Below are 17160 nucleotides of genomic sequence, written 5' to 3'. Positions count from 1 at the left end.
GCGCCGGAAGTCTCGGTTCAGCGGGCAGAGGTGATCTGCTCGCGCTGAGGCTTGCGCTTGAGGGCGTCGTGGGCGGCGACATGCTCGCGGGCCTTCTTCTGCCACTCGCGGACCTTCGCCCCCGCGGCCTTGCGGGCGGGCTCATCCACGGCCGCCGCCTGCCGGCGCTTCCAGGCGCGGATGTTCCGCTCGATCGCACGCTGGCGCTGGGTGTCCTCATACGTGGTGCCGGGCGTCTCGTGGCGCGGTGGGCGCGTGGTCACACCCGGCAGGTACGCGGACTCGGAGTGGCGGCAGTTCGGGTGGAACAGGCCCTTCTGGCGGGCCTCGGCGAGCGACCCGGCCACCTGCACCGTCACCATCCGCGTGGGCGCGAACAGCCCCCCGTTCTGGATCGCGTGCTCGGCCTGGATCGTGCGTACTCCGGTCTCCGGGCCCAGCGTGAGCACCTTGCCCTCCCACACCGCGCACAGCGGGCACTCCAGCGGCGCATCCGACACGATCACCAGACCCACCCGGATCTCCGCCAGGGTGTCGATGTGCCCGTCGATCGCGGCGCGGGCGGTCACGGACCGCACGGCCATCTCGGCGTAGGAGGCCATGTCCCATGAGCGGCCGGCCTTGTCGACGAACCCGGTCACGCCCTTCTTCGCGAACTCGTCCAGCGCGCGCTGCGCGGCCTGCCGCCGGGTGAGTCCGCCCAGGAGCACCACCCCGGACACCCGGGTGATCACCGAGCGGAACACGTCCAGGACGGCGCGGGTGATGCGGAGGTAGAGGGGGCGGGTGTCGCGGGCGTACGACAGGGCCAGCCGGTCCACGGCGGGTGCGTTCGGCAGGGCCCGGCGGGCGGCCAGTTCACGGCCGATGTCGAGACCGCCCATCTCCGCGACAGCCGCCTGCCGTCCCCGGGTGTACGCCTCCATGAGCGCTGCGGCTACCGCCCCGGTCGCATCCTGCTCCAGCGCCTGGGCGATCTCCTCGACAGCCCGGCGCAGATCGCCGACCGCCGCGAGCTTGAGTTCCGCCCACCGGGGGCTGTCGATGTCCTGCGCCAGGGCGCGCGCGAGGTGGCCCAGGAGGGCGTACTCGGCCTCCTCGTACAGCTCACGCACCTTCGCCGCGAGGTCCTCCGCCATCGCTGGGGAAACCGGCATAACCGTCCTCCCCTTCCGCCCCGGTCATCGCCGGGTCTGCGACAGCACGGCCGGACTCCGCCAGGACCCGGTCGACCTCCTCGCGCTGGGCCCGCTCGTCCAGGTCCGGGCGAGTGAGAGCAACGAGGGTCGCGGTCGACGCGGCCTCGGCACGCCGCAGCAGCTCCGCGGTCTCGGCGAGGGTCTTGATGTCGTCCTGCACGCTGTCCTGGAACGCCACATCCGGCCGTACGACCTCGACCGCGGGCGCGCCGCGGAACAGGCCCGAGGCCAGCAGCATCAGCCACGACTCGGTGATGTCCGCGATACCCGGTGCGGCGAGTTCGGCTTTCCGGGCCCGGGTGGTCATGCTCCGGGCGGTACGGGCCTTGATCTCGGTCGCGGTGACCGCCGCACCGTCGCCGTCGTCGCCGAACGTGCCGCCGGAGTAGCCGGCGTTGCGGATGACCTTCCCGGTCCAGTCCTCGATGGTGGCCCGGTGCTCCTCGTGCCGGATCTTGAACTGGCTCAGGGTGATGCCCTGATCGCCGGTGGGCGGCATGTTCAGCGCGGAGAACACCTCCCGGTCCTCCCATACGGAGCCGCTACCGGGGCCGTTGGAGTAGAGGAAGCCGGCCGGGACGATGATCCTGGACTTCGCGAGGCGGATGTCCCGCATCCAGGAGGTGTACGCCTCGTCGATCGCCGAGAGCAGCGGTTCCGCACCCTGGTAGTCCGAGGTGCCCAGCCCTGCCGCGCCGGGGATGTCGACCCAGTCGGGGGCGTCCATCGTGTTCGGCAGGTAGGCGACGAGGAGCCGCTGCTCCATCCCCGCCGGGAGAACCCGGGCGGGCAGGAGTGACCTGGTGGCCGCGAAATCGGCGAGCGGGCGGGGCTTGCCGAGGTTGTCCTCCGTGCCCTCGTACACCCCGTGCAGGACTACGCCCGGCTCGTGCCGCTCCAGGTGCCGGATGACCCTCTGCCCATCGGTCTCCAGGACTGTCCAGAACGTGATCGCGCGCAGCTTCTCCCCGTGCGCGAACTCCGGCACCCCGGCATCGGCGCGGACGCGGCCGATCCACGGCAACGGGCTGATGGCGTCGTCCCACACGATCCGCAGGTAGGACCCGCCGAGAGCGGCCCCGGTCTCACCGGCGGCGATCAGAGTGCGCTTCAGCCCGGTGTCGAGGAGGTTCTCCAGCACGGCCTGGGTGCGCGGGTCCTCGACCTTGAGGGCCGGCGGTTCGGAGTACAGCAGGTCACTGCTGGTGCGGGCGATGTCCCGGGCGAGCGGCATCAGCAGGTTCGCGCGCTTCTCACCGAGCGGGGTGGGCTCGCCCCAGAACCAGCGGGACATCCGACCGACGACTCCGCCCCGGTACTGCGAGGGCCGGGTGGCGGTCCCGAACCGGGCCTGGTCGCGATGCCGGTTGCGGTAGCGGTAGGCGAGGCGGTCGGGGTTCGAGGCGAGCCAGGCGGACCAGTCGGCCATGTCGGACTGGATGGCGGGGTGGATGGGCGGCCACCTGGTGCCCTTGTCAGGCAGGGGCATCATCCACCTCCTCGTCGGGCGTCTCGATGTAGTCGGCCGTGGCGCGCAGCAGCCCGGCGAGGGCGGGCCGCACATCGAACTCGTCCTGGGGGACGGCCGGCGTCGGGTCGCCGCTGAGACGGAGACGGACGGGGACGTCGAGGGTGCCGATCTCGCACTCATCTCCGTCCTCGCCGACGCGCAGGAAGACCGGCAGGGGCACGGTGGCGGGCATCAGGCGGCCTCCTCCATCTCGGTGCGCAGCAGCCCACGCCACTCGTACGCCGAGGAATGCAGGGCGTACCGCAGGGCGTCCACGCTGTGGTCGTCGCGCTTCACGGGCTTGTCTTCTCCGCGCTGCGCGGCCTGCTCGTCCCAGGCGTACGACGGGATCTCGGAGAGGAGCCCTTCGCACGAGCGGTGGACGGACAGCAGGCCGGCGCCGAGGGCGACGCCGACGCTGCGGATCCCGTTCAGCACCTCGTTGTTGGCCGTGGCGACGCCGGGCACGCCGTCCGACCACAGTTGCGTGGTGAAGGACGCGGCACTGGGGTCTACGAAGATCCATTCCGGGCGTACTCCCCGCTCACCACCATGCCGGTACGAGCTGAGCCACTCCTGCACTGCTCGGCTGTACTGGGCGTCGGTCATCTGGCGGTGAGACTTCCGGGAGTCGTACCGGTACTCCGAGGCCACATAAAGGCGTTGGTCCACACCGATGCCCAGGAGCAGCGCGGAGAACGGGTTGACAGTGCCGTAGTCCACACCGACGCACATCCACCGCTGCATAGCCGGGAGGATGTCGACGACGTGTTTCGCGTCGTCCCACGTGTCGAAAACGACGCCCTCGGCCAGGCACCACTCACCGAGGATGAACCGCCGGTACCACAGGCCCGTGTACTGCGCCTTGAGGCGGCTGATGAATCCGGCGTCGAGGCTGGGGTTGTCGTCCATGGTGAAGTGCCACGACGTCAGCCCGACCTCGCCGGCCTTCAGCATGAAGTCCTTGCGGAGCCAGTGGAACGGCCCGTCAGGGTTCGTCGTGGCGAGGAGCTTCGACTGGCTGCCGACCCGCAAGCGGGAGAGCAGCATCATCCAGAACGACTGCGGTACCAACGTGGCTTCGTCGACGTAGGCGAGGGCGATCGTAGAGCCGCGGATACGGCCCTCGGCCCTGCTGTCGGACGCGCCGATCAGATGGACGGTGCGGCCCAGGACGACTGCGGTGGTCGACCCGGTGGTGTGGTGGACGTGGCGAGCGAGCGGCCCGAAGAGGTGCGTGGACTGGAGCGGGTCGAAGATGTTCCGCTCGATCGTCTGCAATGTGCGGCCCACGACGACGATCAGCCCGTGATCGGGGGCTGTGGTGATGCCGATCAGGAACGCGACGATGGACGCGATGGTCTTGCCGCTGGAGACCGCACCGGACCACAGGGCCAGAGGTGCGTCCTGCGCCTCCACGATGGACGCGATCTGCTTCGGGGACAGCGGGAGGCCGAGGTCACGGAGCATCACCGGCCCCCTCGTCCACGGCAGCCTGGTGCTGCTCCCGGTAGATCGTGTTCAGCCCGGTCAGGAGCTGGCCGACCATGCTGCGCGCCTCGTCGGCGCCGCCGTCGTTGTCGACGGCCTCCAGGCGGGCGGCGGACGCGGTGGCCCCGCTGATCGCGGCCACGAGCGCTTTGCGGTCGTGTGCCGGCAGCCGGTCTGCCTGGTAGCGGACGGGCTTGCCGACGGACACTTCGACGAGGTCGTACGGTCCTGTCTGGCGGAGGTAGGCGAGTTCGTCCTCGGCGACGTCGTAGAGGCCCTCGATGATCGCCGCGCGGCGCGCCTTGGCGTCGATGACGCGGGCCTGGGTGGCGACGGCGGTGGCGGTGCGGTCGAAGTCGAGGCCCATGTCGGCTGCGAGGACGCTGATCGTGCGGGGTGAGCGCCCGAGCCGGCGGGCGATCTCGTTGCGGCCGTGGCCCTCGGCGTGGAGGCGGCGGACGTCGGCACGGGTTTCGTCGGTGACCGGGCGTGCCTTCTTGGCGGGCATGGGCACCTCCTGGCGTGCGAAGGCCCGGCCGCGCGCGGGTGAAGGCAGCGGCCGGGCCGGTATGGGGGGATCCGTCAGCGGCGCCGGAAGACGCAGATGAGGGCGGTGCGGTCACCGGAGAGTGCCTTGCCCTCGGCGGCGGCCATGTTGCTGAGGGTCCAGCCCTGCCGCTCGATGGCTTCGATCTGCTCGCCGACGCCGGACATGAGGCCGGTGCTGCGGTGGGTCGAGTTCGCCTCAATGATCTTGAAGGTGAGGATGAATCGGCCGGCCTGGTACGCGTCCGCGGCGACCTTCTCGGCGCTGTCGGCCTTGGCCTGGTTGATGAACCCCATGGTGTGACCCCTGTGTTGTGGTGACGGTGGGGTCAGCGTGGCAGGAAGGCCCGCGCCGGGGGCGGGTGTTGCGGTCCTGTGACATGCGTCAGCCCCGCGCGGTGGCGGGGCTGTTGTTTCCGGGCACGCCGGATCTGCGGCTCATGATGGGGCATGATCGGCCGGAACGCAACTACGGACGTAGTGGCTACGCGAATGGCACCTGGAACTCGGGCGGGTCGCACAGCTCGACGTCGTTCCTCTTCAAGCCGCGGCGCTGTAGCAGCGCCGCGAGGCTCTCCTCGGACAGTGCTAGGTGATCGGAGTCGTACAGGAACCCGAGCCACTCCCCGGTGGATATCACGCGGACGTGCTTCGTCGAAGCGGTGTTGCCCTCGTAGGTGCCAACCGTGTCGAGGGTGTACCCGGTGCCCTTCACCACGTTGGCAGCTCGTTCGCCAAGACCTTCCAGTTCCTCCTGAGTGGGCCTTCCGTCCCAGTGGAAGTACGCGGCGATGACGTTGTCTCCACGATCCGCCGCGTGCTCGGCGGAGATGCGCGCATCGGCGAGCGCGGTCAGTGCATCCTCGCGGCGGTCGACGGGACCGGACAGCAGGGCGAAGGGAGTACCTCGGACGTCCATGGGATGAGGCTACGGCGGTGGCCGGCTGGCGTCTTGGGAACGTGACAAGGCCCCGTCGCGACGGGGGTGTTCCGCGGCGGGGCCCTGAGGCCAGTGTGATGGTGCTACCCGACTTCGTCTTCGAGTCCGAGGATCTCAGTCAGCCGAGACATCGCTTCGAGCGCACGCTCCTGATGTGCAGAGATGATCCGCTCGCGGTCCGCCGGGGGCAGAAGAGGGTCAACCTGGGTCATGAGGTTCACGTACTCGTGGGCGATCTGGACGTTCAGGTTGGCGAGTTGCGCGGCCTGGCGATGGACGGGGTCGTCGGGGTTGAGGTTCGCCTCGAAGAGGTTGAGGGCGTCTTCGAGGACGGAGACTCGATTCTGGCTGAGAGTGCCTGGCGAGGGTCGCTTGTCCATACCTCAGTGTGGCGGGTCAGTGGCCGCAGTGAGGGCGGGTCCACCATCCGCAGCTCTCGCAGAAGTCGAGTTCGATGACAGCCAACAGGTAAGTGATCATGCTTTGTTCACCCCCTCGCCGTGCCAGCGGACGGTGTGCCGGTGGGGGTTCCCCGGGTCGTCTCGGATCTCGTAGGAGCGGCCTGTAGGTGTAGGTGTAGGAGTCCCTGTAGGCGGTTCCTGACCTGCGGTTCCTACACCTCCTACGGCACCCGGGGGAGGGTTCGGAGAAGGGGCGGGGAGGGCGTCCAGGCGGACCCCTGTGGAGGGGCTGCGGCCGGGCATCCGGACGCCGTCGACTACGGGCACGCCCACGTTGCCGCACACCCGGCGCACGTCCGCCGAGGACCATGGGCTCTTGGTCGCTTCGGTGAGGTGCTCGGCGAGGACGGTCAGGTGCGCGCCCTTCCCATCGCCGATCGCTGCGTGCAGGTGGTCGATGAACTCGCACGCCATGAGCGGGGCGGGGCCGTCGGCCGTCGGGGCTTCCGGGGCAGCGCTGGCCGCAACGGGAGGCTCGGGGGTGTCGCTGCGGGGCTGGTTGTGGCTGCGGTACGCGGCGATGCACCATCCGATGGTGACCGGCCAGAGGAGCCACGCGAGGCGGTCGGAGTGCTGTGCGAGGGACCCGAGGAGTCCGCCTCCGACCCGGCGGACGACCAGGGCGAGGACCAGGAGGATCCCGGCGCGGAGGCACCACTCCCAGCCGCTGGCCGCGCCCAGCCAGCCGCGGATGCCGCCGGCCCACCGGCGGACAACCTGGGCGCTGCGGCGTCCGAGGGCCCAGCAGAGGTACCCGGAGCCGCGTCCGATGCGCCGGCAGGCCGTGCGGAGCCACTGGGTGGTCGTCACACCAGCCCCCCAAGGTCGCCCGTGGTGATTGAGGTGATCGCCCATGCGCCGACCGAGTTCGCCCCGGGGACGACGAGGTCGCCGACGATGGCGAAGATCCCGGTGCCGATCGCGAGGAGTGCCCCGCAGAACACCCCTTTCTTGAACTTGCCTTTCGAGTCCTTGGGGAACTTCTTGCGCATCAGGAACAGGACGAAGACGAGGACGACCACGACGATGGCCCCGTTGCCGTCGAGACGAGGAGCGGATGAGGCGGCGACGGTGGAGGGGCTCTGGCCGGTCATCCAGGACATGACGAGCCCGCCGAGACCGTTGCCGCCCCAGCGCAGTACGCCGGAGGCGTAGCCGAGGAGGCCGGCGGGGCAGGCGACCATGAGGGTCCCGAAGGTCATGCCGAACCAGAACGGGATCAGGGCCTTCGGGTCCTTGGCTTTTCCTCCGCCGGGGGGTGCTCCGGCTGCCGCTGCGCCGCCGCGCCACCAGGTGATGTGCTCGACGGTGAGGAGCCCAACGCCGAGGGCAAGCCCGGCGCTTGTGACGGTGTAGGCGGCCATGCCGTCGAGGCCGGCCGCGAGGGTGACGGTCATGGGCGTACTCCCGTCAGGACGTAGACGACGGTGAGGAAGGGCAGGGCGACGGCGGTGGCGATGAGTGCGGACCACAGCAGCGTCCGGGCGGCGGCGGCGCGCACCTTCGGGAGCCACAGCTCGTCGGCGGCCCCGGCCGCGGCGACGCGGTACACCTGGTCGGCGAACGTCAGGATCGCGAGCGGGATCAGGGCGATTACCCAGGCCCCGGCGAGTCCGGCCTCGTCGCGGGCGGCGCCGAGGACGTTCGTCCACCAGGTGGTGACCGGGGATCCGGCGAGGATGCACAGCGCGTTGTAGAAGGGGCGGCACTTGGTCCACCACGCCGGGCCGGGTTCCGGCTCGGGTACGGCGGGCAGGCCGGTGAAGACGTAGTGCGTGTGGAAGTGAACTTCGCGCGTGGGCGTGGGCGGCACGGCTGGCGGTGCGGCAGGCGGTGGGGCGGGGCGGGGCCAGGCGGCTGGTGGCGTTGGGGGAGGCGGGGGCGGGGCGGTGGGTTTCGGGGGGGCGGGCAGGGGGTGGCCGGCGGGGATGATCCGGGTGGGGGTGATTGGGTCGGTCACCACTGGCTCCCGAAGATCAGGGCGATCAGCAGGGCGACGAGAACGGCGCCGATTGCGGTGTCGCGCCGCTTCTGGGAACGGGTGATGAGGGCGACGATCAGGGCGAGGAGCCCGGCGCCGAGGTACAGGTAGATCATGTGTGGCTCCAGAGGAGAACGCCGACGATCGTGCCGAGGGTGAACCCGGCCACGGCCGCCATGCCGTGAAGCGTGTAGCGGAGGCGGCCGCGAGGATGGGTGGCGACGACGCCGAGTGCGGCGAGGATCGTGAGCGCGGGGAAACCGATCAGGGCAGCGAGGGCCATCACGCGCCGACCTTCAGCGCGCGGACGTACCGCTTCACGGTGTCGGGGGAGACGGCCTTGCCGAGGGCATCGCTGGCGCACCGGCGGATCGTGTCCTCGTCGCGGAGTCCGCTGTCCCACGCGGTCCGGACCGCGTCCTTCGTGGTCAGCGCCCCGGAGACGAGGGGGAGGATGTCGGCGTCCGGATCGTCCGCGGACTCGTCCGACCGGTCCGGATCGGCGTCCGGGCTGGTCCGGAGTGCTGCGGCTTCGGCGGCGATCTGGTGCTCGGCGCGGAGGAGTTCGCGGCGGACGGCGATCATCGCGAGGCGCCCGCCGGACTCGGCGCGCTCCTGGGTGACCCACTGCTGGGTGCGGGGGTCGAGCGGGGTGGCGTGCTGGCTGAGGACGATCGCCCACAGCCCTTTCGCGAGCCCGGACACGGCTGCGCCGACGATGCCGATCGCGAGTACGCCAGCGAGGTGGCCGTGCGCGGCGACGGCGCCCATGGCGAGGGCGAGGGCGACGTACCCGGCGCGGCGGGGCAGGGTGGCGCGCTTCGGGTCGTAGCGGGCGAGCCACTCGGCGGCCAGGCAGGCGATCCACGCGAGGTCGAAGACCACCGCGGCGGCGTACGCGGCCGGCGCGATGGTGACGCGGGCGAGGAGGTCGCCGATGGACGCGGTGGACCAGGTGACCGAGGCGACGAGGACGACGGCCGCGGCGATGGTGAGGCCGGTACGGACGAGCTGATCCCAGTCGCGCGGGGGTTCCGGGTGGACGATCTCGTACTCGTCGTCGACAAGGCGGGTCTTCCCGTTGACGGTGTGCGGGACCTTGCGGGTGGCGATGGTGGTGCGGGTCTTCACGGAGCAGCTCCGGGAGGAGAAGGGGCCGGACCGCTGCGGCGGGCGGCCCGGCCGGGTGGGTCAGCGGCGGCGGTCGGCGCGGGCCTGCTGCTTCGCGGACGTGGTCCGGTCGGCGGCCCCGGCCTCGTAGTCGCGGCGGCACGCGGCCGGCGTCGCGGGCTCGTCGGCGGTGGTGTTCGCGCGAAGGCGGCGGTCGGGCCGCTCGTCGGCGCTCACCGGGCCGCCTCGGTGATGGAGTACGTGGCCTTGTCGAGGACGAGCGCGTACTCGCCGCGGGTGGTGGGCGTCCAGATGCGCGGGGCGACGTCGAGGATCTCCGCGACCCCGGTCGTCGCGGTGGCGCTGGCCGCGTTCGCGAGGGCGAGCCGTCCGGCGTCGTCCAGGGGGTCGCCGGGGTGCTGGCGGCACATGGTCGCCATGGTGGCGAGCGCGGCCCGGACACGGTCGCGGGATGCCGGCGACGCGGCGTGGACGCGGCGGAGCCCTTCATCGGGCTGGGTGGCACAGATACGATCGGTCACGGTCATCTCCTGGTCAGGTCAGGTGGTGGCTGGCCCCGGCCATGTGGCGTCGCAAGCGCCGGCCGGGGCCGTTCTTGTTGTTGCCCGATCCAAGGTAGCGACTTCCTAGCCATATGGCTAGGAAGTCAGAGAGAATGGTGCCCATGGCCGAGGCCGAAGGAGGGCCGGACATGGTTTCGTTCCGCGAGCTCGCGCGTCGGCTGGTGGAGGACGGCGTCGTCGCCTCCATCAGTCACCAGCGGGTGTCACAGCTCCACCGGGAAGACCCGGACTTCCCCGCCGTCGTGCCGGTGGGCCGATCGAAGGCGGTCGACTACCGGCTCGCGCGCCCGTACTTCGCGGCGCGGAAGTCACGGCAGGGGGAACGTACGGACCTCAAGGACCGACCGGTCGGGTAGACGCCCGTGCACGCGCGAGGCCCCCGCCGGGTCGTGGCGGGGGCCTCGCGCTGTGCAGATACGATCCGCCGGTGGCTATCGAACTCTCTGAAGACCTGATCGAGCTGGAGCGCACCGCCTGGGCGGAGATCCAGGCCGGCACTCTCACTCTGGCAACCGCGGTCGCGGTTCACGAAGCGACCGTCGCGCACGCTGAAGCGACGGAGCAGCCGCGCATCAAGGTCGAGCAGGAGCTGAAGCGACGCGTCCGCCACCCAGCCCCCGAGGCGTAGCTGTCCGGGCTCGTCCGGGGCGGCGGCGGGCGCACGGACGGAGCCCCGATACCTACGCGGCCGCGCTCTCGCCGTCGGTCCACTGGGATCGGCACCCTGAGCACGATGCGCGAGCGCCCTGCATCGTTACCTGCCCGCCGCACCGCGGGCACGGGAGCGCGAGGGTGAGCCCGGCGTGGACGCCCTTGTCGAGGGCCTGCTCCGCTCGCCACAGCGCAGTGCGCACGTAACCGCGGACGATCTCGTGGTCGGCTTCCTCAAAGAACCGGAACGGGCCCGGCTGCCCGGCCTCGCGCGCGGTGAGCCAGCTCATCGCAGTCTCCATCGGGAGCGGGGCGCCGATGGGCCACCGGCGCGGGTCGGCCGCATCGCGCGCCGCCTCGGCCTTCCGACGCGCGGCCTTGCCGGGCGGCAGGGCGAGCCCGTGGGGTGCGGCGAGGATCGGGGCGACCTGGACGCGGGAGGCGATCACGTCGGCGCAGTCCCGCATGTCCACGGTGATGTCCTGCATGGCGGCGAACACGGTGAGGTCGAGGGGAATGGGCCGCTGTCCGATCTGGTCCGGCCGGCGCTCCAGGGCGCGGAGGCTGGGGGTTGGGTCGTCGTCGGGGTCGCGGGTGTCGGCGAGGTGGTGGCGGATGCCGACGCCGTACCAGGAGCGGTTGGTGCCGATGGTGAGGCTGTCGTTGAGGTCGGCCCAGCGGAGGGTGAGGAGGTGGAGGGCGGCGCGGGTGGTGGTCATCGTGGCTCCTGGGGTGCGGGGCGGTACGGTGATCAGCACTGGTGGGGCGTGCCTGGTCTGGGGAGACGAGAGGCGCGCCCCTTCTGCGTGTTTAGCGGCGGTGGCGTGGCGGCGGGCCGTAGGGGGACTGCCAGGCGGGCCGGTCGGAGCGGACGAGCTTGCCCTGCTCGTCGACCAGCCCGGATGTCTGCACCGCGCGGGCGAACGCTGTGAGGGCTTCACCCGCGGTCCGTACGGCCTGCTCGCAGTTGCGGACCATCTGCTCGATCACCGCTTTCGTGGCGGCCTGCCGGTCGGCTGTGGCCGCCGGAACCTGGGCGAGGGCTGCCCGGAGCGGTTCAATGTCGGGCTCGATCTCGATGGACGTGACGCCGTCGACTGTCTGCCATGCGCCCGTCTCGTCCTGGATCTGGAGGACGGTGTCTGGGCCGTGGAAGGTGGTGGGTTGGCTGCGCATGGCGTCCACGCTGACGGTCCAGTCGCTGACTGCGTCGTCGATCTGGGTCAGGATGTCGTTGGTGCGGGCCATGGGTCAGTCCTCCGTCGTCTCGGCGGCCGGTGCGCCCTCGCAGCGCCCGGTGTACGTGTGGCCCTCCGCGCACGCGGGCCCGCAGTGCCGGGCCAGGTATTGGGTGTGGAGGCGGATGCGCCGGTACTTCTCCTCGGTGCTGTGCCCGTCCCACTTCGCGCGCGGGTCGTCCGCCGTCGCGAGGGGCACGTCCGTGAAGAGGTCGGCGTCCCGCGGGTGGATGTGCCAGGACGCCTGCCGGCCGCCGATGGTCAGGTAGGCGATGTGCCAGCCGGGCTCGTCGACGTCGGAGGCCGGCGCGAGGACCGCGCCGTCGGTCATGGCGGCGAGGAGCGCGACGAGGTGGGCGCGTTCCCGGTAGACGGTGTCCCGCTCCCCGGCCGCAGTCCCGGCCTGCTGCTCCCAGTACTTCGCGGCCTCCGCGAGCTGGCCGCGGGACGGCTTCTCGAAGGGCCGCCAGTGGTCCGGGGGTTCGGCTACGAGGGGTACCTCTGCCCGTTCAGTGACAGCGTGTCCGTCGGGGCCGGCGTAGAAGTGGCCCGTCTCGTCGCGGACGAAGATCTCGTAGTGCAGGACCCGGGTCCCGTTCGGGGTGGTGCGGATGGTGATGTCGGAGTCGCGCGGGACGTGGTTGGGGTTGACGTGGTTGGCCTGGAGCCAGGCGGCGGTGGTCTCGCGGTAGGTGTTGGCGGTGGCCACGGTCAGCGCTCCATGTAAGTCGGGGAGTTGGTCTCTTCGGTCCCTGCCGCGGTGGGCGGGTTGATGGCTTCGGCCCACTCGTAGTCGCAGCGGTCGCAACTGCGGGTGAGCTGCTCGCCGTGGTGCGCGATGTCCTTCCACTCGGTGCGGGCACCGGCGTTGGAGCACTTGGGGCACTGGGCGTAGTCGCCGGAGAACGGCGGGAGAGGGTCAGGCACGGCTGGTCTCCGTGGGGCCGGTGAGGATCACGTGCTGGCCTTCGACGCAGTGCGAGGACACACACTTGCTTGCGCTGGCGGTGTCGGGCGCTGCGGATGCGTGTTCAGCGCGCTGCTCCGCGGCGAACGCGCGGCCGCGCTCGTCAGCGGCCAATTGCGCGGCGGCGAGGAGACGGCGCTCGGCCTGCTCGGCGCGCCCCTGCTCGTGGGTGAGGCCTGCGAAGAGCTGCTTCACTTCCGCGCGAAGCACCGCGGCCTCGGCGGGGAGAAGTCGGCCTTCGGCGGCGCGGTCGACGAGGTGGAGCAGCCGTTCGGCGGTGGGCTCGGTCATGCTGCTCGTTCCTTCCGAGCGCGGGTGGATCGGCCGCTGTACCAGGGGAGTGCCAGGCCGTCGTTCTCTGTGCGGGGCACGAGGTGTACGTGGAGGTGGAACACGGACTGGGTTGCTTCCCGGCCGCGTGAGGTGATCACGTTCATGGGCCGATCCGTCCACCGCATGAGCTCTGCCGCTCGGCGGGAGGTGGCTGCGTAGACCTCGGGGTTCTCGGCGAAGTCGCGCACGTGCACCTTGGGCACGATCAGGCAGTGCCCTTCGGTGATCGGGCCGCGCGGTGCGAAGGCCACTGCGTCGTCCCAGGTGTCGGGGTCGACGATCCATTTGGCCTCGGCTCGGCCTGCGATGATCTCGCAGAACGGACACGGCTGCTCGGTCATGCTGCTCGGTCCTTCCGGGCGCGGGTGGCGCAGGTGGCGGTGTGGCTGTCGCCGAGGGAGGTCCAGAACCCTTCGCAGCACGCGGCGTCGAGGTCGCACATCGCGGTGTCCATGCCCGCGGGGCAGGAGGCGGCGTGCACGGACTGGGTCTCGCCCCACGGGATGCAGCACGCGGTGAAGACGCCGTCCCCGGCGTCGGCCGGGCGAGCGACACGTTCGGCTGCCTCGGCGCGCCGACGGGCGAGGAGGTGGGAGTCCCTGCTCTGGGCGGACGCCCCGACGAGGAACATCGCGATCGAGCCGCAGAGGACTGCGTGCCAGGGGAGGCCGGAGCGGACGCAGGCGACGGCGGAGAGGCCGCAGCCGGCGGCGAGGGTGGCGAGGAGGGTCTGTGTGCGGACGTACGGGGTCATCGGTGGCCTGCCTTCCAGCAGTTGGGGCAGATGTCGCGGCCCTTCGGACGGGTGTGCCAGCCGTCGGGGCGGCGGAGGCGGCGGAGTTCGGTGACGGTTTTCGCGAACGGGTGGGTGATCTCCGCGCCACACTCCGCAGGTCCGTCGCACTGGATCGCGGGGTAGTTGTCGGCGGTCATCGGCGGTTGTCCTTCCAGATCAGCACGAGGGCGAGGGCCGTCCCGAGGAGGAGGAGGACGAGCGCGCCGATCGCGAGCAAGGCGAAGGCGGTCAGCGGGTCGATCACCGGTCCTCCTTGGTCGTGCGGGTCCAGGGCAGGGGCGGCGCGAGGTGGCCGCAGATGTGCAGTGCGCAGAGCACCATGACCGCGCCGGCCACGAGGACCGGGCCCGGGGCGGGTAGCGAGGCGAGGGTGTGGAGGAGCGCGTCGAGGGCGGTGGTCACGAGGTGCTCCCCTCGGCGGTGTCGGCCAGGCGGCGGAGCTTCTTCAGGGCGGCCTCGTCTTCGTCGGTGAACTCGTCGCCACGCGAGGCCATCTGCTCGGCGGCCAGGTCGAGGGCGAAGGAGAGGAACTGCCGCTCGGCGTCGGTGAGCCCGGCGACCCGGTCGGCGGCCGCGGGCTCGGCGGTCGGCGGGACGAGCGCGTCGTGCAGCTCGGCGAGGCGCTTGTCCCACCAGCGGGTGATGATCGTGCCGAGCGGGGGCGGCCCGGCCTGCACCCACTGCTCGTACAGGGCGGTGACGCGGGCGACGTCGGCCTCGGCGGACTGGTGGAGTCCGGCGAAGACGCGGGCGGTCGTCTCCAGGTCACCCGGCACCGACGCCAGGGCGGTCATCGCCGAGTCCAGCAGATCCCGTACGAACGGCGTCTCCTCGGCGGCGGTCAGCGCGTCGGCGTGACGGCGCAGCGCGTAGGCCGCGGGGTCGGGGATGTTGGCGTCCCAGCGGGCAGCGAGGGTGTCGGCGTGGTGGGCGAGAAGCCCAGCCATCTGGGCTCGGTTGAGGGTGACGCGGTCGGCGGGCTGCTCGGGCATGTGCTGCTCCTCGGTGGTGGGTGGTGCGAGGGTGAAGTCATCGGGGCTGGCGTTGGCGGCGGTACGGACGGCTGCGACGAGGTGGGCGAGGACGGCGCCGAAGTCGGTCACTGCTGCTCCTCGGGGTGTTGCGGGGGTGGGGCCGCGGTGGTGGCCGGCCCCACAAGGACGGACAGGTCAGGCGTTGGGGTGATCGCCGCCGACGTCGGACAGCAGGACCGTGAGGTCCTTCATGCCGCCGGGGCCGAGCTCGTTCGCGGCCGTCATGGCGTTGCGCGTCCAGTCCGCGAGCGGCGCGACCTTCTCCGCGGCCAGGAGAGCGGCCTGCTCCGTCTCGAAGCTGGCCAGGGCCGCACCTTCGTGGTGCGCGAGAACCCACCGGTACGTGGAGCCAGTGCTGACCCCGTCAGGGATCTTGTAGACGTGGAGTCCGGGCAGGGGCTCGGTGGCGGTGACGGTGGCCGGGCCTGCGTTGGTGGGGATGGTGATCTCGGGCATGTGGGTCTCCTGGTGGTGTGGGTCGTAGCGCGCGGGGCCGGCGGGAACCGGATGTCCGCGGTCAGGCGGCGTCGTGTGGGTGGGTGCCTGTGGTGGGGTCGCAGCCGAGATGTGTGGTGTAGCCGCGCTTGGCCCAGTCGGTGTTGAGGGGGCGCGCGCATTCGTCACATACGGGGCTGGTGTTGCTGGGGGATTCTTCGTGTTCCCCCACACCTCCCCCCTCCCTAGAGGGGGAGCGGGGGGAGGGAGTTTTTGATGGGCCATCCCCCGGACCTCCCCCAAGGCTTGGGGGGAGGTCTGACCTGGGGTTTTGTTGGAACTCCCCCGAACTCCCCCCTTGATCGTGGGGGAGTTCGTGTTCAAGATCGCGGGGGAGGTTCGGGGGGAGGTCATTTCGGGCGTCGTGGAGCTCGTCGAAGGAGCCCCTCCGCTTGCGTGCCCGGACGGCTTCCTCGATCTTGTCCTTGCGCATCTGGATGCCTCGCTCGCGGCACCACTCAATGACGCGGGGGCTGCCCCAGCGGATGTCGACGCGGTCGGTGTCGAGGCGGCGGATGAGCCACTCCGGGGTGCCGATCGCGGGGACGTTGGGGCGTGCGTCGCGGGATTCCAAGACGACGGAGGTGACGGGCCGGCCGTCGGGCTTGTGCTCACCGTCGAGGGTGACGACCTTGAGGCCGAACTGGAGGTCGGTGCCTTCCTCGGAGTCCTTCTGTTTGCCGACCTTCATGGTGACGACGATGTTGCGGGCGTTGTCGCCCTTTTTGGAGACGTGCATCTCCGACTGCAACGCACCCTTGGCGGCGGAGGCCCCGCGGCCGTGTTCGCCGATGTGGCCGGTGTGGTGGATGAGCAGGACGCACGCTTCGGTGGCGCGGCGGAGGTCGTCCATTCGCTCGATGACGATGCCGAGTTCGGTGTTGGAGTTCTCCTCGACGCCGACGGAGACGCGGGCCTGGGTGTCGATGACGATCATCGTGGGGCGCAGGCGGCGCATGGCCTCGATCAGGACGTCCCACTCGGGGCCGCGGGCCTGGACGGGGCGGGGCAGGAAGAGGACGTTCTTCATCTTCATGCCGTGGTGTTTCTCCCACGCGCGCACGCGCTGGCGGATGCCGCGGGCGCCTTCGGCGACGAGGTAGACGACGGTGCCCTGTCGTACGTACTGGCCGTGCCACTTCTTGCCGGTGCCGACGTGGGCCGCGATGTCGATGGTGACGAACGACTTCATGTGCCCGGACGGGCCGATGATGCGGGCCAGGGTGTCCAGGTGGAGGAGGTCCCCGACGAGGGGCTCCAGGGTGGGCATGTTGTCGAGGCTGGACGCGTCGAGGAGTTCGGCGAGGAGGGCGTCCGCGGGGTCGCCGGAGCGGCCGGCGGCGCGTTCCTTCTGCCGGGTGAGGTAGTCGTCGATGAATGTGACGACGCGACCGGGTTCGGCGTCGTGGGCGGTGGCGGTCTGGACGATGCGGCGGCCGAGGTCGGCCTCTGCGCGGAGTTCAGCGCGGGCCCGGACCTGCTCGGCGTAGTACTGCGGGGCGCCGGACGCGTAGTCGGCGAGGTGGTTGACGTACGGGGCGCCGCCCGCGCGCTTGAGTTCGTCGCGCTTTTCCAGCTCCAGTTGTACGGCGAGAGGGTTGGTGGGCTGGCCGTCGTCGTAGAGGCGTCCGAGGGTGTCCCAGACCAGTTCGTGGGCGGGGTGCTCGAAGTCGCTGCGGTCGAGGGTGGTGCGGAGGGTGGGGATGTGGTGGGCGTTGTGCATGCAGTCGCCGAGGACGTACCGCTCGGCGTCGAGGTGTTCGGGGCCGTGCGGATCCGCCGAGTCGCGCGGGAAGGGGCGGACGTTCTCCACGTGCAGGGCTC

Annotated in this window: 30 protein-coding genes; 2 read left to right on the top strand and 28 right to left on the bottom strand. The window is 71.0% G+C overall.

Annotation, left to right across the window (positions count from 1 at the left end):
* Window positions 1–17 precede the first annotated feature (17 nt).
* The 16 genes from ACZ56L_RS15575 to ACZ56L_RS15500 all read right to left on the bottom strand — a co-directional run bounded on the left by ACZ56L_RS15575 (window position 18) and on the right by ACZ56L_RS15500 (window position 9780).
* Window positions 18–1157 (bottom strand): phage minor capsid protein, encoded by a 1140-nt coding sequence (locus ACZ56L_RS15575; RefSeq protein WP_471064445.1) that lies wholly within the window; start codon window positions 1155–1157, stop codon window positions 18–20.
* On the bottom strand, window positions 1108–2688 hold the full coding sequence (locus ACZ56L_RS15570; protein WP_471064443.1) for a phage portal protein: 1581 nt from the start codon (window positions 2686–2688) through the stop codon (window positions 1108–1110). The genes ACZ56L_RS15575 and ACZ56L_RS15570 overlap by 50 nt, the downstream gene beginning before the upstream one ends.
* Complete coding sequence (locus ACZ56L_RS15565; RefSeq protein ID WP_471064441.1) at window positions 2675–2902, bottom strand: hypothetical protein; 228 nt, start codon at window positions 2900–2902, stop codon at window positions 2675–2677. The genes ACZ56L_RS15570 and ACZ56L_RS15565 overlap by 14 nt, the downstream gene beginning before the upstream one ends.
* Complete coding sequence (locus ACZ56L_RS15560; protein WP_471064439.1) at window positions 2902–4179, bottom strand: PBSX family phage terminase large subunit; 1278 nt, start codon at window positions 4177–4179, stop codon at window positions 2902–2904. Before ACZ56L_RS15560 ends, ACZ56L_RS15565 begins: the two co-directional genes overlap by 1 nt.
* Window positions 4169–4708: a helix-turn-helix domain-containing protein gene (locus ACZ56L_RS15555; RefSeq protein ID WP_471064437.1), complete on the bottom strand. Its 540-nt coding sequence runs from the start codon at window positions 4706–4708 to the stop codon at window positions 4169–4171. Before ACZ56L_RS15555 ends, ACZ56L_RS15560 begins: the two co-directional genes overlap by 11 nt.
* A 74-nt stretch (window positions 4709–4782) precedes the next feature.
* Entirely contained in the window at window positions 4783–5043 is a 261-nt protein-coding gene (locus tag ACZ56L_RS15550; RefSeq protein ID WP_471064435.1) for a hypothetical protein, read from the bottom strand.
* A 187-nt stretch (window positions 5044–5230) separates the two neighbouring features.
* Window positions 5231–5665, bottom strand: coding sequence for a hypothetical protein (locus ACZ56L_RS15545; RefSeq protein ID WP_471064433.1), 435 nt, complete (start codon window positions 5663–5665; stop codon window positions 5231–5233).
* A gap of 104 nt (window positions 5666–5769) precedes the next feature.
* Window positions 5770–6066: a hypothetical protein gene (locus ACZ56L_RS15540; RefSeq protein ID WP_471064431.1), complete on the bottom strand. Its 297-nt coding sequence runs from the start codon at window positions 6064–6066 to the stop codon at window positions 5770–5772.
* Window positions 6067–6162: 96 nt separating this feature from the next.
* Window positions 6163–6957, bottom strand: coding sequence for a hypothetical protein (locus ACZ56L_RS15535; RefSeq protein ID WP_471064429.1), 795 nt, complete (start codon window positions 6955–6957; stop codon window positions 6163–6165).
* On the bottom strand, window positions 6954–7544 hold the full coding sequence (locus tag ACZ56L_RS15530; protein WP_471064427.1) for a hypothetical protein: 591 nt from the start codon (window positions 7542–7544) through the stop codon (window positions 6954–6956). Before ACZ56L_RS15530 ends, ACZ56L_RS15535 begins: the two co-directional genes overlap by 4 nt.
* Window positions 7541–7960 carry a hypothetical protein gene (locus tag ACZ56L_RS15525; protein ID WP_471064425.1) on the bottom strand — a complete coding sequence of 140 codons (420 nt, stop codon included), beginning with the start codon at window positions 7958–7960 and terminating at the stop codon, window positions 7541–7543. Before ACZ56L_RS15525 ends, ACZ56L_RS15530 begins: the two co-directional genes overlap by 4 nt.
* Before the next feature lie 143 nt (window positions 7961–8103).
* The gene (locus ACZ56L_RS15520; RefSeq protein ID WP_471064423.1) at window positions 8104–8244 is read right to left on the bottom strand and encodes a hypothetical protein; all 141 of its coding nucleotides are present in this window, start codon (window positions 8242–8244) and stop codon (window positions 8104–8106) included.
* The gene (locus ACZ56L_RS15515; protein ID WP_471064421.1) at window positions 8241–8411 is read right to left on the bottom strand and encodes a hypothetical protein; all 171 of its coding nucleotides are present in this window, start codon (window positions 8409–8411) and stop codon (window positions 8241–8243) included. The genes ACZ56L_RS15520 and ACZ56L_RS15515 overlap by 4 nt, the downstream gene beginning before the upstream one ends.
* Entirely contained in the window at window positions 8411–9259 is an 849-nt protein-coding gene (locus ACZ56L_RS15510) for a protein transporter Sec31 (RefSeq protein WP_471064419.1), read from the bottom strand. Before ACZ56L_RS15510 ends, ACZ56L_RS15515 begins: the two co-directional genes overlap by 1 nt.
* Before the next feature lie 60 nt (window positions 9260–9319).
* The gene (locus ACZ56L_RS15505) at window positions 9320–9475 is read right to left on the bottom strand and encodes a hypothetical protein (RefSeq protein WP_471064417.1); all 156 of its coding nucleotides are present in this window, start codon (window positions 9473–9475) and stop codon (window positions 9320–9322) included.
* Window positions 9472–9780, bottom strand: coding sequence for a hypothetical protein (locus tag ACZ56L_RS15500; RefSeq protein WP_471064415.1), 309 nt, complete (start codon window positions 9778–9780; stop codon window positions 9472–9474). Before ACZ56L_RS15500 ends, ACZ56L_RS15505 begins: the two co-directional genes overlap by 4 nt.
* A gap of 170 nt (window positions 9781–9950) precedes the next feature.
* Between ACZ56L_RS15500 and ACZ56L_RS15495 the strand changes: the two genes are divergently transcribed.
* Complete coding sequence (locus ACZ56L_RS15495; RefSeq protein WP_471064413.1) at window positions 9951–10178, top strand: hypothetical protein; 228 nt, start codon at window positions 9951–9953, stop codon at window positions 10176–10178.
* Window positions 10179–10249: 71 nt separating this feature from the next.
* The gene (locus ACZ56L_RS15490; RefSeq protein ID WP_471064411.1) at window positions 10250–10450 is read left to right on the top strand and encodes a hypothetical protein; all 201 of its coding nucleotides are present in this window, start codon (window positions 10250–10252) and stop codon (window positions 10448–10450) included.
* Between the two features lie 52 nt (window positions 10451–10502).
* Here ACZ56L_RS15490 and ACZ56L_RS15485 read toward each other — a convergent pair whose 3' ends face one another.
* From ACZ56L_RS15485 to ACZ56L_RS15430, 12 genes are all read right to left on the bottom strand, one after another.
* The gene (locus ACZ56L_RS15485; RefSeq protein ID WP_471064409.1) at window positions 10503–11192 is read right to left on the bottom strand and encodes a hypothetical protein; all 690 of its coding nucleotides are present in this window, start codon (window positions 11190–11192) and stop codon (window positions 10503–10505) included.
* Window positions 11193–11283: 91 nt separating this feature from the next.
* On the bottom strand, window positions 11284–11721 hold the full coding sequence (locus ACZ56L_RS15480; RefSeq protein ID WP_471064407.1) for a hypothetical protein: 438 nt from the start codon (window positions 11719–11721) through the stop codon (window positions 11284–11286).
* A gap of 3 nt (window positions 11722–11724) precedes the next feature.
* Window positions 11725–12420, bottom strand: a complete 696-nt coding sequence (locus ACZ56L_RS15475) for a hypothetical protein (protein WP_471064405.1) — start codon at window positions 12418–12420, stop codon at window positions 11725–11727.
* A 2-nt stretch (window positions 12421–12422) separates the two neighbouring features.
* Complete coding sequence (locus ACZ56L_RS15470; RefSeq protein ID WP_471064403.1) at window positions 12423–12638, bottom strand: hypothetical protein; 216 nt, start codon at window positions 12636–12638, stop codon at window positions 12423–12425.
* Window positions 12631–12969 carry a hypothetical protein gene (locus ACZ56L_RS15465; RefSeq protein WP_471064401.1) on the bottom strand — a complete coding sequence of 113 codons (339 nt, stop codon included), beginning with the start codon at window positions 12967–12969 and terminating at the stop codon, window positions 12631–12633. Before ACZ56L_RS15465 ends, ACZ56L_RS15470 begins: the two co-directional genes overlap by 8 nt.
* Window positions 12966–13352 carry an HIT family protein gene (locus tag ACZ56L_RS15460; RefSeq protein ID WP_471064399.1) on the bottom strand — a complete coding sequence of 129 codons (387 nt, stop codon included), beginning with the start codon at window positions 13350–13352 and terminating at the stop codon, window positions 12966–12968. The genes ACZ56L_RS15465 and ACZ56L_RS15460 overlap by 4 nt, the downstream gene beginning before the upstream one ends.
* Window positions 13349–13765, bottom strand: a complete 417-nt coding sequence (locus ACZ56L_RS15455) for a hypothetical protein (RefSeq protein WP_471064397.1) — start codon at window positions 13763–13765, stop codon at window positions 13349–13351. Before ACZ56L_RS15455 ends, ACZ56L_RS15460 begins: the two co-directional genes overlap by 4 nt.
* Window positions 13762–13944, bottom strand: a complete 183-nt coding sequence (locus ACZ56L_RS15450) for a hypothetical protein (protein ID WP_471064395.1) — start codon at window positions 13942–13944, stop codon at window positions 13762–13764. Before ACZ56L_RS15450 ends, ACZ56L_RS15455 begins: the two co-directional genes overlap by 4 nt.
* A gap of 103 nt (window positions 13945–14047) precedes the next feature.
* The gene (locus ACZ56L_RS15445; protein ID WP_471064393.1) at window positions 14048–14209 is read right to left on the bottom strand and encodes a hypothetical protein; all 162 of its coding nucleotides are present in this window, start codon (window positions 14207–14209) and stop codon (window positions 14048–14050) included.
* Complete coding sequence (locus ACZ56L_RS15440; protein ID WP_471064391.1) at window positions 14206–14910, bottom strand: hypothetical protein; 705 nt, start codon at window positions 14908–14910, stop codon at window positions 14206–14208. Before ACZ56L_RS15440 ends, ACZ56L_RS15445 begins: the two co-directional genes overlap by 4 nt.
* A 66-nt stretch (window positions 14911–14976) precedes the next feature.
* Entirely contained in the window at window positions 14977–15297 is a 321-nt protein-coding gene (locus tag ACZ56L_RS15435) for a hypothetical protein (RefSeq protein WP_471064389.1), read from the bottom strand.
* A 61-nt stretch (window positions 15298–15358) separates the two neighbouring features.
* Window positions 15359–17149: an AAA family ATPase gene (locus ACZ56L_RS15430; protein ID WP_471064387.1), complete on the bottom strand. Its 1791-nt coding sequence runs from the start codon at window positions 17147–17149 to the stop codon at window positions 15359–15361.
* Window positions 17150–17160: the final 11 nt, after the last annotated feature.

This window comes from Streptomyces sp. NPDC039736 (genome assembly GCF_055596485.1).
The sequence above is the reverse complement of the archived record's forward strand: the minus strand, read 5'-3'. Positions and strand labels throughout refer to the sequence as shown.

Bases quoted from the DNA above. Each gene is read 5' to 3' on its own strand.
- ACZ56L_RS15570 (WP_471064443.1), bottom strand. From the start codon at position 2,688: ATGCCCCTGCCTGACAAGGGCACCAGGTGGCCGCCCATCCACCCCGCC.
- ACZ56L_RS15480 (WP_471064407.1), bottom strand. From the start codon at position 11,721: ATGGCCCGCACCAACGACATCCTGACCCAGATCGACGACGCAGTCAGC.
- ACZ56L_RS15550 (WP_471064435.1), bottom strand. From the start codon at position 5,043: ATGGGGTTCATCAACCAGGCCAAGGCCGACAGCGCCGAGAAGGTCGCC.
- ACZ56L_RS15545 (WP_471064433.1), bottom strand. From the start codon at position 5,665: ATGGACGTCCGAGGTACTCCCTTCGCCCTGCTGTCCGGTCCCGTCGAC.
- ACZ56L_RS15530 (WP_471064427.1), bottom strand. From the start codon at position 7,544: ATGACCGTCACCCTCGCGGCCGGCCTCGACGGCATGGCCGCCTACACC.
- ACZ56L_RS15540 (WP_471064431.1), bottom strand. From the start codon at position 6,066: ATGGACAAGCGACCCTCGCCAGGCACTCTCAGCCAGAATCGAGTCTCC.
- ACZ56L_RS15495 (WP_471064413.1), top strand. From the start codon at position 9,951: ATGGTTTCGTTCCGCGAGCTCGCGCGTCGGCTGGTGGAGGACGGCGTC.
- ACZ56L_RS15515 (WP_471064421.1), bottom strand. From the start codon at position 8,411: ATGGCCCTCGCTGCCCTGATCGGTTTCCCCGCGCTCACGATCCTCGCC.
- ACZ56L_RS15575 (WP_471064445.1), bottom strand. From the start codon at position 1,157: ATGCCGGTTTCCCCAGCGATGGCGGAGGACCTCGCGGCGAAGGTGCGT.
- ACZ56L_RS15560 (WP_471064439.1), bottom strand. From the start codon at position 4,179: ATGCTCCGTGACCTCGGCCTCCCGCTGTCCCCGAAGCAGATCGCGTCC.
- ACZ56L_RS15565 (WP_471064441.1), bottom strand. From the start codon at position 2,902: ATGCCCGCCACCGTGCCCCTGCCGGTCTTCCTGCGCGTCGGCGAGGAC.
- ACZ56L_RS15520 (WP_471064423.1), bottom strand. From the start codon at position 8,244: ATGATCTACCTGTACCTCGGCGCCGGGCTCCTCGCCCTGATCGTCGCC.
- ACZ56L_RS15485 (WP_471064409.1), bottom strand. From the start codon at position 11,192: ATGACCACCACCCGCGCCGCCCTCCACCTCCTCACCCTCCGCTGGGCC.
- ACZ56L_RS15450 (WP_471064395.1), bottom strand. From the start codon at position 13,944: ATGACCGCCGACAACTACCCCGCGATCCAGTGCGACGGACCTGCGGAG.
- ACZ56L_RS15555 (WP_471064437.1), bottom strand. From the start codon at position 4,708: ATGCCCGCCAAGAAGGCACGCCCGGTCACCGACGAAACCCGTGCCGAC.
- ACZ56L_RS15455 (WP_471064397.1), bottom strand. From the start codon at position 13,765: ATGACCCCGTACGTCCGCACACAGACCCTCCTCGCCACCCTCGCCGCC.
- ACZ56L_RS15435 (WP_471064389.1), bottom strand. From the start codon at position 15,297: ATGCCCGAGATCACCATCCCCACCAACGCAGGCCCGGCCACCGTCACC.
- ACZ56L_RS15465 (WP_471064401.1), bottom strand. From the start codon at position 12,969: ATGACCGAGCCCACCGCCGAACGGCTGCTCCACCTCGTCGACCGCGCC.
- ACZ56L_RS15460 (WP_471064399.1), bottom strand. From the start codon at position 13,352: ATGACCGAGCAGCCGTGTCCGTTCTGCGAGATCATCGCAGGCCGAGCC.